The sequence below is a fragment of the Caballeronia sp. 11_S32 genome, assembly GCF_056930355.1.
Window position 1 is genome coordinate 60,064 of sequence record NZ_JBXOWH010000008.1, and the last position, 12,283, is coordinate 72,346.

General features: G+C 57.2%; 11 protein-coding genes and 1 pseudogene. 7 read left to right on the top strand and 5 right to left on the bottom strand.

The annotated features are described in order from the left end of the window. Positions 1 to 805: 805 nt before the first annotated feature. The gene (locus AC1Z32_RS41650; protein WP_483484707.1) at positions 806 to 1,285 is read left to right on the top strand and encodes a GNAT family N-acetyltransferase; all 480 of its coding nucleotides are present in this window, start codon (positions 806 to 808) and stop codon (positions 1,283 to 1,285) included. A gap of 363 nt (positions 1,286 to 1,648) precedes the next feature. Here the strand turns inward: AC1Z32_RS41650 and AC1Z32_RS41655 are convergent, their stop codons facing one another. Beyond that, positions 1,649 to 2,446, bottom strand: a complete 798-nt coding sequence (locus AC1Z32_RS41655) for a hypothetical protein (protein WP_483484708.1) — start codon at positions 2,444 to 2,446, stop codon at positions 1,649 to 1,651. Between the two features lie 356 nt (positions 2,447 to 2,802). Beyond that, positions 2,803 to 3,282, bottom strand: coding sequence for a hypothetical protein (locus AC1Z32_RS41660; protein ID WP_483484709.1), 480 nt, complete (start codon positions 3,280 to 3,282; stop codon positions 2,803 to 2,805). Between the two features lie 267 nt (positions 3,283 to 3,549). Here AC1Z32_RS41660 and AC1Z32_RS41665 point away from each other — a divergent pair, with 267 nt between their 5' ends. After that, positions 3,550 to 3,795: a hypothetical protein gene (locus AC1Z32_RS41665; protein WP_483484710.1), complete on the top strand. Its 246-nt coding sequence runs from the start codon at positions 3,550 to 3,552 to the stop codon at positions 3,793 to 3,795. Positions 3,796 to 4,518: 723 nt separating this feature from the next. Continuing rightward, positions 4,519 to 5,418, top strand: a complete 900-nt coding sequence (locus AC1Z32_RS41670; protein ID WP_483484711.1) for an eCIS core domain-containing protein — start codon at positions 4,519 to 4,521, stop codon at positions 5,416 to 5,418. 1,129 nt (positions 5,419 to 6,547) lie between these two features. Here the strand turns inward: AC1Z32_RS41670 and AC1Z32_RS41675 are convergent. Further along, a pseudogene (locus AC1Z32_RS41675) lies at positions 6,548 to 6,772 on the bottom strand (DUF444 family protein); the annotation flags it as partial. Positions 6,773 to 7,961: 1,189 nt separating this feature from the next. On the opposite strand from AC1Z32_RS41675, the gene AC1Z32_RS41680 reads away from it, so the two are divergent. After that, on the top strand, positions 7,962 to 8,294 hold the full coding sequence (locus AC1Z32_RS41680; RefSeq protein ID WP_483484712.1) for a hypothetical protein: 333 nt from the start codon (positions 7,962 to 7,964) through the stop codon (positions 8,292 to 8,294). Positions 8,295 to 8,383: 89 nt separating this feature from the next. Here the strand turns inward: AC1Z32_RS41680 and AC1Z32_RS41685 are convergent, their stop codons facing one another. Beyond that, positions 8,384 to 8,833 carry a hypothetical protein gene (locus AC1Z32_RS41685; RefSeq protein ID WP_483484714.1) on the bottom strand — a complete coding sequence of 150 codons (450 nt, stop codon included), beginning with the start codon at positions 8,831 to 8,833 and terminating at the stop codon, positions 8,384 to 8,386. A 641-nt stretch (positions 8,834 to 9,474) separates the two neighbouring features. Here AC1Z32_RS41685 and AC1Z32_RS41690 point away from each other — a divergent pair. Then, entirely contained in the window at positions 9,475 to 10,074 is a 600-nt protein-coding gene (locus AC1Z32_RS41690) for a hypothetical protein (RefSeq protein ID WP_483484715.1), read from the top strand. A 194-nt stretch (positions 10,075 to 10,268) separates the two neighbouring features. Here AC1Z32_RS41690 and AC1Z32_RS41695 read toward each other — a convergent pair whose 3' ends face one another. Next, positions 10,269 to 10,451 carry a hypothetical protein gene (locus tag AC1Z32_RS41695; RefSeq protein ID WP_483484716.1) on the bottom strand — a complete coding sequence of 61 codons (183 nt, stop codon included), beginning with the start codon at positions 10,449 to 10,451 and terminating at the stop codon, positions 10,269 to 10,271. On the opposite strand from AC1Z32_RS41695, the gene AC1Z32_RS41700 reads away from it, so the two are divergent. Together AC1Z32_RS41700 and AC1Z32_RS41705 are read left to right on the top strand one after the other, a co-directional pair. Next, the gene (locus AC1Z32_RS41700) at positions 10,450 to 11,166 is read left to right on the top strand and encodes a DUF6088 family protein (protein WP_483484717.1); all 717 of its coding nucleotides are present in this window, start codon (positions 10,450 to 10,452) and stop codon (positions 11,164 to 11,166) included. The genes AC1Z32_RS41695 and AC1Z32_RS41700 overlap by 2 nt on opposite strands. Beyond that, a complete protein-coding gene (locus tag AC1Z32_RS41705; RefSeq protein WP_483484719.1) occupies positions 11,163 to 12,197 on the top strand; it encodes a nucleotidyl transferase AbiEii/AbiGii toxin family protein in 1,035 nt (344 codons plus the stop codon). The genes AC1Z32_RS41700 and AC1Z32_RS41705 overlap by 4 nt, the downstream gene beginning before the upstream one ends. The last annotated feature ends 86 nt before the right edge of the window (positions 12,198 to 12,283 follow it).

The following is a 12,283-nucleotide window of genomic DNA, read 5'->3' on the forward strand; positions in this document are numbered from 1 at the left end:
GGCAGATCGCGCTGCCTAACTGAATTTCGGATGCAGCGCGACAATTTGCGATTGAGAGGTGAATGACGACGATGCGGAAAATTCGTGCATGCGGGATGGAGCGGGCGTCTCGAAGGACCGATTTTCACTGGTGAAAACAGGCCACGCGAAGAGTGTCTCGCCTGCGCGACGCACCTGTGCCTCGTTGCGACGCATCAGCGTATCGGGGGTCGCCTTGCCGCGTCTTGCCGTAGCAAAAGTCAACCCCGCAGCCGCATCAGCCAAGCAAATAAAACTTTTTGAGACCGTGCCAGCGCTTGGTATTCTCTCTTCGTCCACGCAAAAAGAAACAACCCCGCAGGGCTTTCGCAGAGCCTTGCGGGGTTGGTATCAACCAGCCTTGGACCGCCTTTAATGGGAGCGAACCATATGGGCGAATTCGCAGCAACACTGCTAGTGAAAGTAGCAGTCGCGGTGATTGAGAGTGACGAATTTGGGGTGCTGGCACACCACTTATTCGACGCGGTCGTATCACTATTTTTACGCTAACTCACGTGGGGACCCGGCGAAAGCCGGGTTTTTTCGTCTTAACCTCTAGCCAGCGAGTCAAGGCCGAAACCACAGGTTGAAGAGTAAGCGGACGGAATAGCGAACGCAAACAAAATCTTATTTTTCTATCGGTGGAGCATCACATGTTCGACCGTAACCCCTTGTTCTTTATCGACAAATTACGGCCAGAGCAGGTAGACGCTCAACAACGGAACCCTTGACAAGCCGCGAAGGCGACGAACGGGCACCTTCATCCCACCCGAATCCTATGGCTAGCATGACTGATCCGAGCGACTCGTTGAAGTCGTTCCAAGAAGAACTGAAACATGGCCGGATTGGCGTACAGGCCGGGGCGCTCGACTCGCAGCTTTACGTCCACTTCGATAAGCCAGACGGTGTAGGCAGGTTCACGTACGTCCGACTGCAGGGCAAGACGGTCACAGCTCTGGCAATGCTCGTCGTGGTCGAACCTATCGACGATCTGCCGTGCTTCCAGCTCGGATACGCCGTTCCGCAGGCGTTCCGCGGCCAAGGACGTGCGAAAGACGTGGTGACTGCCGCGATTGCGGAGCTTCGCTATGGCTTTGGTCATAACGGCGTCCACAAGTTTTGCGTTGAAGCCGTCATCGGGGCAGACAACGTGGCATCGCAGAAGGTCGCCGCGCATGCCTTGCGATGTGATCCTAAACCGATGACGGACGAGTTCTCGGGACTGTCGGCGCTGCAATACGTCCTTCCGATCACCTACACGCCGTAACACGCGTAACGCATTGGAAAACGGACCCGCGCCGTCGCAAAAACCTGTGTATGGCGCCGCCAAGGAAGACGCTTTCGGGGCGCTACGGCGCTAGGAAAATCGAAACGCGTCATGCGAAAAACGTGGGGGAAGATGGATTCACGCCGCGCAAGACAGGCGGCTGACTTCACCAAGGAAAAATATGGAAATCCATCTCTGGGTTGACCCCTCCGTTGTCTCGATGCTGCTCCCGTTCGTGCTGAACTTCATTGCTGACCGCGCGCGGAAGAAGTAAGGCCTCCCTTCTCCGTCGGCTCCGAGCGCTCGCGCGACGCTCGGGAGCATCACTTCTTACGCTTGCCGAGTCCGTGCACCTTCGCGCTACTACTTCGGCAAAATGATCTTCGGCCCGTCGTCCGTCTTTTTGTCCTCCGCCTTCTTTTCTCCGCGCTTCCACCACCATCCGGCGACCGGGACAAGCAAGGTCGTCCACAGCCACTGCCAATTCTCTTTGATGAAATGCTCGACACGTTGCGGACCGGTGATGTTGACCGCTATAGTCGCGTCAAACACTCCGATCTGACGTGGGGTGCGCTCGCCGTCTACTTTCACCTCCGCCTCCAGCGCAACGTGAACCGGATATTGCCCCTCTTTGCGAGGCTTCACTGACCATGCCCACGTGGTCGGCGCCTCTCCACTGACGGCTTGCAAATTCGGCGACAGCGGTGTGATAGACACGCCATCCGAGTCGGAAGATAGCGTAGCCTTCATTCGATTCGAGATCAGTACTTCGTGGACCTGCACGGTGCCCGGTGCGGTAATGGATTTCACGAGTTCAGCAGGGGTTTGCCGTGGGCCGACGCGCAATTCGACCTTGGCAGCCCTGTCGTCGATGTTCATCGGCGGGGGCGTGTTAAACGCCATTGGGGCCTTGGGAAGTGCAGCAAGCGCCTCGTCGGCCGCATCGAAGACCGCGCGAGACGCAACTTCGCACGATGGGCAGCTGCTGGCGATGTTGATATTCTGAGGGCGCGAGGGAACGTTCGCTTCGCTCTTCGGGCGAGACGAGAATGCGGTCAAGATTGCGATCGCAGCAAGCAACGCCACCACAACACAAAAGACAGCGAGCATCCACCATCTTTCCCACGGTTCACGACGTTCCTCCGGCTCTAGCTCGGCCATTGTCGCCCCTCCTACCGTCTCGCAGCGTTATCTCCAAGATAGGCGAGACCGCGCCATTTTCACCAGTGAAAATGCCCCTCTCCGCTCTTCCCAAAAACCGCACCGTTGATAACGAGAGTTATCACGGGTGCTGTTGTTAGCGAGTCAAGTCTGAGCCGGCGGGGATGGCAAGACACGACGGTACTGATGGATGAGGTCCGAAGATTGGCAGATAACTTAGGCACGGACAACGAATTGCCAGTTTCTCACGTGCCTCGACCGATCGATTAGGGGCAGTCGGAATGTAGGGACGGCGCCGACCTCGCGTACAGCGTTTAGACACCGCGAAAGACCGGCACCGGAGCAAGGTAGCGACGTTACACGATCTGCATTACGGCGTTGGATGCAAGACGCGCGAGTTCGTTGACCACCTGTTGCTGCGTAGCCGATCCGTCAAGCGAGTAGTTTTCCTTCATGTAGCGCAAACGGCGGCACACGAGTTCATTTGTGCTTAGGCTGTTCTTTCGGTAGAACTGCCGGCCTGTTAGATAGACGATGTAACCGTCGAGCGCCACCACCTTGGTCGTGCGCGGGTTCACGTAGATCGAAGGGAACAAGTGCGCCCCTCCAAGGCTTTTCAGCCAGATACACAGCTCGCGTGCTTCTCCGGGGGTCGGCAGATTACCGTTGAACGCGAGCATGCCGGCGTTATGCAGATCATCGAGGATGACTCGTGCCACATACGCAGGGAACGAAATCTCCAAATTCTGGGCTCGTTGCGCTGCGATCATCAGCTCCGCCTCGCTCAGGGGAATGCGCGGGCGATTCTGAGCAGTGATCTGCGTGTTTGATGTCATGGTTGGGCTCCTTTCTTTGAGTTTGGTTTATCAAGGCCACTGCATAGAAAGGATTATTCCACATCTGGACCATACATGGAATGAAAGTTGGACCGTTTGTGGTTTTTATTTTGTCCGGATTTGGCATGCACAAGAACAGCCCAATATCCGAGGGCGATCTGGCCTTTGCCTTGGCCGTTTTTTATGTGCGGCAACAAACAAAGATCACTTGGCTTTCCAGCGTCCGGTTGGGACTCTAAGGCCTCCACAAACAACCGGGGAACCGGCATGAAGAAGTTGTCCTACACGGTGAAGCGCGGCAAGGCAGTTGGTACGGTACTCACGCCGCATCGACATGACGACGGTCTTTTCGTCGTCAGCATGACGCGGTTCGAAGAGGATTACATCCGGGTGAAAGACGAAGGTGATCTAATCGACTGGATTAGGAAGGGATTTAGCGTCCGTATGAGCAATCTGGGCTGCGCGCCGAGCCTGATCTGCCCCGCGTCGCTTACCGTTGCCGAATGCCACTAAGCAAGAGCAGGGAACGCACGCACTTACTTCGCGCGCGTTCCCTTATGGCCAGTGCCTAGCTAGATTTGGGGATTTCGAACTCCAGCGCCGACCGCTGACAGTAGACCGTCGCTGCTTCTCACCCCCCGAGCTTTCTTGCGTGATGGCGGATCCTCCAACGCCTTACGATGCGTCGGGTTCTGGCGGATCTGTGCGCATGGCATCGTCGCGAAAAGGCGTCGCGCGCCAAGCCGGCGAGGTGGCTCGGCGGCTAGACGCAGATCGAGTTATGGCTTCACTAAAATCCTCTGCTTTATCACGGGTGATATTTGTCGCCGCTCGGTGATTGTCGCTCGACGAGCTGTATCACGACTGAACCAATCGCCAAGACTTCGAAGCTGAGCAAGACCAGTTGCGGATATCACGCGCCAAACTCATCATGCATTTAAGGGTAACCACTGATTGTATTTCTAAGTATCTGGTGATCCGCATTTCTTACAAAATGTAACTGAAACACGGTTTTTTGGGAATGGTTCCAAGCGGTCCAGACTTGCTGCTATAGGGTTCGTTGCCCTTAGATTTTTGTATTAGATTCTTACAAATGTGCGGATGCAACAATCGACGGGACCATGCGGAATGTAGTTAAAGTACATCCAATCGCTTCGTTGCAGGCCTTCCAACAAGTGAGGATTCCTTAATAATAAGGGGTCGCGATTGAGAGGCCCTTCACACCTGGAGTCCCTCATGAAACGCACGAGTATCCAAACTCAACGCATCACACCGATCATTCCCAAGCGTCGTCTCGCAGTTGCCGCAATCGCAGCAATTATGCTCGTGACACAAAGCGCGCATGCTGGCGGCGGCATTCTTGGTAATGGCGTCCGCGCGATTGGTAGTGTGATCCCCGGCCCCGTCGGCCAGGCCATCAATAACACGGCGAATGCTGGCGACGACGTGTCACGTCAGTTGCAACGTGGCAATATTCCGGGCGCGATGCAAAGCACAGGCAACGCCGCCATCAGCATGGGGCAGATCTCCACCGGCACGATCACCACTCTGGGGAGCATGACCGGAAGTCCGGACATTGCACGAGCAGCTAATGCATACGCTTCTGTAGTATCGCTTAATAGCGACGCGCTTGGCACCGCGGTGATCGTATCGGGCAATGTGCTTGCTGGACAGGATCCACGGCAGGTTTTCTCAGCGCCCCTTGCCACGGCGCTTCGCCAAGCACACAACGCACATATTAACGGCTCGCGCCCGATTCCGACGGAGATTCAACAGGCGTTGCGTGGAACGATTCCCGACATCATTCTTACAACAGCCCGTTACACCGAAGGACAGTTAGAGATCTCAATCTCTAACATCATCAATCGTGGCCATAAAGCATTTGGCAGCGACTACGCAGTGACCACCGACGACCTCATCGTTTTCTCGGATATTCCGTCGTCCGATCCCAACGATCAGGACGCGCTTCATTGGTGGGCGCACGAGCTGACTCACGTTTGGCAATATCGACTTTGGGGAGTAGACCGTTTCGCGCTTAACTACATAAGCAACTATGCTGCAGTGGAAAACAACGCGGACTCGATCGCTGACGCAGCGGTGAACTCGTACCGCTACTCCATGCTAGCTTCAAACTGATAAACGTCCGTTTGGGAAGTTGTGTTAATCGATGCGCCGGACCTCCGAGTGCGGCGCATCGCAAGGCCACGAATCAGCCCCCCACGCAACAACGCTGCCCGACGTAGCCCTTTCACGCGATCGACCCGAGCCTTACGCCAACTGTGCCTCGATTGGTCAAAGCGACCGCTCGCGCGCGTACCTCGATCAGTTCTGGGCGAGGCCTTTATAGACCTTTCCAGATAGCATCAACGCTCAATGTTCTTCAAGGTTCTTGTCTTTCGATCTCCGTTTGGCGGTGAGCCTTTACGCTGAGACCCGAGGTCTTCGCGGGGGCTGCTGCCGAAGAACGTTTGATTCCAGCTTGCACCCGACAGTGCTGATCGTAATCGACGAGTCTCGTTCCCCGTCCACTGATTCAGCGTTTCACCGAGCGAAAAGAGTGGCCGTCGTCGGCAAGCCGACAACGGCTTTCATCGCTGCATGCGAGTCGTCCGAGACGGGTTCAGTTCCGGAACCGTCGGTTCCGGAACCGTTCGGCGTTATGCGCCAACACTCACGTCATGATGCTTATGGCATCGATCCAGGTCGCGTAGCACCGTCACGAGACGACGACTTGAACGTGTTGTGATATCTCGACCAAAAGCAAGATGCAATTACATGCGTAGAGAGTGCACATTTCCCGATGATGTTCTTCGTCTTCCTTGTTGGAACGAATCCTTGTCCGTGGCTTCAACGTGCGCAGGTACGCATAGGCCAAACTTGCTGAGACGCCGAAATGTGCGAGGGTGGAGGAAAGCTCAAAATGTGTTGTCATGATATCCACGCTAACTTTTTTGGTCAGCATCAGGCAGGCGCCCGTTCTTAACGGTGCCGTTTGAACAGGCGAACGCGTTCACATGCGATGCACGTTCGCTAGTGCCTAACTCAGGGATTTTTTGGCGTCAGATAACGCCCAGTCGGCATCCGAGATGCACGACCTCTATTTTCAGAGCCGTAGGGCTTTGAATTGGCGGGCGCAGAGCTTCGAGTGGTGACGCGATCGCGCTCGACGGCGCGTCCGGCGATGCTTCGTCCGGAATAGCTCGTCAGTAATCAGGCGCTCAATTCTGGTGGCAAATGCTGCGAGGAGAAATTGGAGCAGTCTGCTAGGTTCGTGGCGGAACGCGGGCTCAGGGCCTTTCTTGGGTAGGACGAGTGGCGAGGTGCTTCGCTTGCTTCCAATGCCGTTGAGAATGTCCTCGATGTTGCGAGCTTTGACGGCGTCGCGCACGGCGCGGCGAATGTAGCTCTTGACACGCTTCAGGAAGCGTTCGCGGTTGACGGTTCGCCGGTTTTTGCCTTCTAACCTGCGGTCGATGATTTGGTGCAGCACATCCGATCTCCCTCGTGGTTGGCGATCTTTGTACAGCGGTGGCACTACTGGTGAACCCTTAAAGTCCTCCTCTCGAATCTTCGATTTGGTTACGGCAAGGGGGTATATCCATGCTACTTCCTCGCAGCTTTTAGAAAAACTGTAGTGCGAACGTTCATCGCGTTTTCGTTAAAACTACTCCCCTAGTTTCATGGTACCTACTTTTTCATTCTTGATCACGCGTAAAGTGTGGTGTGCGATACAAAAAGGAAGATCTTTCTTTTGCCCGGACCGGATATAAATTCGCATTGCGAATCATTCGTACCGACATGATGACCGGGCGGCCTTGCGCTCGCAGCGCAGCCGCTTCTCATCAGACAAAACAGGATATATCGGCGAGCTGGCTCGCTGTGGGGATTCGAGCTGATGCGCAATCACAGGTAGTCTGTCTTGAGGAACGAGCTGCGTCCGCGCTTTTTTCGTTGGAGACCGGCTAGTTCGCTGGACTACTCGGCATGGCAAATAGGGTCGACGTATTCATGCCCGTTACGCGGGTAGAACATTGAGCGCGTCGAACGACCGACGCTGTGTTGCACGTGAATCACCCCCGTCGCATCCGTGGCTTCGACGGTCACTCTGTACATGCAAGGCGGCTGCGTTCCAACCGTGGAGCCTGGAAACAGCTTTCGAGATGCATCCGGGCGGCAGACGATGACCTGCGCCCGACAACGGGCGCACACATACAGGCGGCCCGTGGGCGGCTGCATTGGCGGCTCCTCCAGAACGCCAAAGATGAGGAGGAGTCGAACCGAGTCGACGGCCGCATGAGCAATGCGATACTGACGGCTCACACGGCTCTCCGGCCGGCCGACAGGCCCGCCATATGGATACCTGTGGAGGCGCAGCGCCGGACTGGACTTGGCGGTTGAGGCCGGCGCTGCGCCTGTTGTTGTTCTTTGGAAAACGCCTTTCTATCATGCGGACGGCCCGCCCCGATTCAGGCCACGTCTCCGGTCGCCCTACGGACTCCCTACGCTCAACGTCCCGTTCAGCGCGGGTTGAATGCTTCCCTCATGCCTGTCTTCATCCTCGCGTGTGGCGCCGCCGCACTAAGACGCCGCCGTTTATTGTCGGGTTTCAACCGCCGTTCACACGTGACGGTCACAGGGAGAATATTAAAGATCCGCTGAAATCTGCCGATAACGCAAAGATGACTACCGAAATCAACGAACACGCCGAGACGATGCACGCAGCATCGTGTTTCTTTGGCCACACCCCCGAAACCGTCGCCGGCAAGGCGGCGCAGATCAACCTGGCGCTCAGCGCGGACGATCCGATCACTGCTGCTGCAGTCGTATTCGATCAGGCGCGCGACTGCGGCATTCCCGTCACGCAGCACGACGGGCAGGCTGATGAGGTGATGCCATACCCGGACCTGGCGCCGTTCGGGAACCAGGGTCTTCAGCAGCTGATGGAGGCGTTGAACCACCTTGGAATGCGCCTAGTGGTGGTGCCGGCCGACGAGACCTCAAAGGCTTCGTAACGGGTTACCCCTCGCCGGCCGCACCATGAGGCGCCTGGATAGCCGCCTCATGTTTGGGTCCGCGGATCTGCTCTTGTGGGAGCAGGATCCTAGCCGGCTACAAATTTACAGCTCTTCGAGCGGATCGCGTCTGCCGTGTCGTGACGATAAACGATGTGTCCGTTGAGCTTTCCGCCGTCGGACCCAACCTTCAATGCGGCTGTTCCAACGCTCACCCGCTCGGCGTCAGCAGCATGAAACTGGAATATCACCGTATCAAAATGCAGAGATCCTCTGACGATATATTCGCGGGTCGGGCGACCCTTTTCCGTCGAGGTCATCACACCTTTGAAGCCTCGCCAGGCTTTCTTTATCCGCAGGTCGAGATGAACCTCTGATTTGTCCGAAAATGTCAGCATCACTGAATATCGTGGACGAAGCTTCATTGGCCTTCCAAGGGCACACACCGGATCAAGAAATCGTTGGACCAAGGCCGTGCCGATTGCACTGACAACACCCGATAACGGACGGCCTACCCAGTCAATCACATGTTCCATCATGGCGCTCACCCTTGCGCAATTGAATGACTATAGAGTCTCGTTGCTTTCACAGAAAATCAGTACGGTCGGTCACATATTTCGTAATGCAAAATAGGTGACATATCGCGCGCTGCGGTAAAGCTACTTGGTGCTTTTCGGTTAAGCAGGCGCTGCGCTCCCTCGGGTCATGGTCGCGCCGCAGGCGGTTTTGGCTCCCCCGCTCCGCGGTCCCCCAAAAATGTTGCCCGCAACATCGCATCTCCTGACCCAATTCCCCGCTCATAGCCACTCCGGCATAGTCCCACCCGGTTGCATCACGCAACCGGTATCTACAAAGGAGAAGGGCAGTGACCCAAAGCAATCCTGCGGACTCCCGCCATCTCGGCGAGATCGTACGGGAAGTCAACGAGGCGCAAGCCCGGATGATGCAGGGCGACCACCCTGTCTCGAACGTGTTTCAGCCCCCGGGGAAGGCCGATATTGTGCGACTGGCCGACAAGGCCAAAGCCTTCACACGGATGCATGGGTGGATGTCCCCCGGAAGCTGCAGCCGAAGAGATCGGCAGATGGAAAGAACTCGTCGCGGCGCAAGGTCGCTCGAATGAATCGTGGCGGGTCAACCGAAACAAGATTGTTCTCTCCCTGTTCGATCTGACCGGCAAATGATCCCAGCCATGGGAGGAAGCCGGATACACAACGTCTATCGCTTCGACATTCAGGACGACATCGAAGTCGGGGACGTCAATAACTTCTCAACCAAATTTTCCGGCGACTGGTTCGGCGACTTCTATGGTCAGGACGTTTATGCGGTCCTCGCCGCGTGCCCCTTACCGACTTTGCCGTGTCGGGTGCGAGACACTTTGCAGCCAAAGACGAGGACGGCCGACAGCGTCAGGCTGGTCCACCAGACTTTGGCCGCCATCGAGTTTTTCAAGCCGTCAGTCTGGGCGATCGAGAACCCGGTCGGGCGCATCGAGGAACTCGGCGGGCTGCCGCCATGGAGGCTCTCGTTCGACCCGAACCCATCTGGGCGACCCGTACACCAAGAAGACCCTTCTCTGGGGGCGTTTCAACGCGAACCTGCCGATCTCACCTATGGTGCCGACGGAAGGATCCAAGATGCATCGCAAATACGGCGGGAAGTCTCAGGCAACCAAGAACGCCCGCATCGCCACCCCGGACGGCTTTTCCTATGGTTTTTATGGCTAACAACGCCATCGACCACCCTGCCATGGCCACTGCCGGGAAATATGATCGTCTGAGCAGCCGGCTTCTCGCTGCAGCTCTCAAAGCCGGAGCCACTTCGGACGAAATCGATGCCGCCGTCGAGGATTTCTACTATCAGGAGCTCGATGATGGGGCAGCAGAAGCTGCTATCCGCCAGCTGGTGCCCACGGGACTGGAGGACGTACCGGCAGACTCTTGTGGCTTTTCTCCCTCTGTGGAGCAATACAACCTATTCTAACCAATGGGCGGAAAAGCAGCCGTTTGAGAAAAACCCACCAATCCCTTGACTGTCAAGGGCTTTCCAAGGTTTGACACCGCTTTTTTGTCCGAAAAACAGATAAGTTTTTCGGACAAAGCCAATTTGCCGGTTGTCCGAAAAAAAGGTATATTTTTCGGACAAGACCGGAATCATGACAGACCTCGCATCCAAAATTCTTTCGCGCATCAAACGCAGCCGGCCGGGCGCTGTCTGGGTGCCGGTCGATTTCGTGCATTGGGCGTCCCGCGACGCGGTCGACAAGACGCTGCAGCGCCTGGTGCTCGCCAGCGAGCTGCGCCGGATCGACCGCGGCCTTTACGACCGACCAACGCTCAACAGCCTCACGAAAAGGCCGTCTCCGCCCGACTATCGCGCTGTGATCGACGCGATCGCCCGGCGCGATCAGCTGCGGGTGCTGGTCGACGGAATGACGGCGGCAAACGCTCTCGGCCTCACCGACGCCGTGCCGGCCCGGGTGACGCTCCACACGGAAGCCGTCCGGCAGCCGATCCGGCTTGAAAACCTGCAGATCGAATTCAAGAAAACTGCTCCAAGCCGCCTGTACTGGGCCGGCCGGCCGGCCATGCGCGTCGTCCAGGCCCTTCACTGGCTGAAAGATACCCTTCCGGGAGATAGCGAGCGGATCCTCACCCGGCTGGAGGCGATCCTCGCCGATCGCGCGCATGGCGAAGAGATCGCGCAGGATCTGATCAAGGGTTATGCTCACCTGCCGGCCTGGATGCAGGAGTTCCTGCGTCCCCTGCCCGGCCTTGACCTCACCAAATCACCGAATCCGAATCCTCGCGGCACTGCCGACCGGACGCAAAAGCGTTCGCGCCAGGACGCAGATGCCGGAGGGAATGGATGAACGAACAATTCAAAGACATTATCAAAGCCCCGGATCGCGATCGTCTCGGTGTGTTTCTCGAGAGCTCGAAGAAGCTCGGCACCGCGGTTGAGAACGTCGAAAAGGATTTCTGGGTCTGCTGGACCCTCGACGCACTCTTTAACGGCCTTGAGACCGGCGGGCCGCGCCTGCTCTTCAAGGGCGGCACTTCCCTGTCCAAGGCGTTCGGGCTGATCACGCGGTTTTCCGAGGACATCGACATCACCGTGTTCCGCGGAGATATCGGCCAACCTCTGGAACCGGACGATCTCAAGGGCCTGAGCCGGAAAAAGCGCGACCGTAAGCTCGACGACATTCTCGCGGCAAGCCAGAAATATATTCAGGGCGACCTGATGGCGCAGCTGCGGGCTATCGCTGGCGAGTATATTCCTCAGGCGTTTTCCCTTGAGCTCGACCCCGACGCCCGTGACGGTCAAACCCTGCTTCTGACTTACCCGGTCGTCACGGAACGCGCCAATGAGTACATCCGCTCTGCGGTCAAGATCGAGGCCGGCGCCAAATCCGCCCTCGATCCGCACACGCCGGCGATCGTCAAACCCTACATCGCGGACGTCTTGCCGGATCTGAACCTCAATGTTGCGAACGTCACGACCGTCCAGCCGGAGCGCACTTTCTGGGACAAGATCGCGATCCTGCACGGCCTGCGGCAATGGTTCGCGCGGCGGAACGAAATCCGGCAGGGCGGGCAGCGGGTCTCCCGGCACTATTACGACGTCCACCTGCTGGCGCGCGACGGTAAATCGGTTGACTGGATCGCCGATCGCGAACTCGCTGCCGATTGCGTCCGGCATGCGCAGCTGTTTTTCGGTAGTCCGGATCTCGGGCTCGATCTGGCCCAACCCGGCACCTTCACGCTGATGCCGCCTGCAAACATGATCGCCGGCTTACGGCAGGACTACGGCGCCATGGCCGGCATGATCTTTCACGACATCCCGCCCTTCGATGAGGTGCTGGAAACCGTCCGCAGGGTCGAAGGCCAGATCAACGCCTAACTCCCGGCCTTAAGCCGTCACCGCCTGCATCTCAATTCTTCGCTCAGCTCCTTCTTCGAGTTTTCTCACGAAGTGCGAGTGCAAGC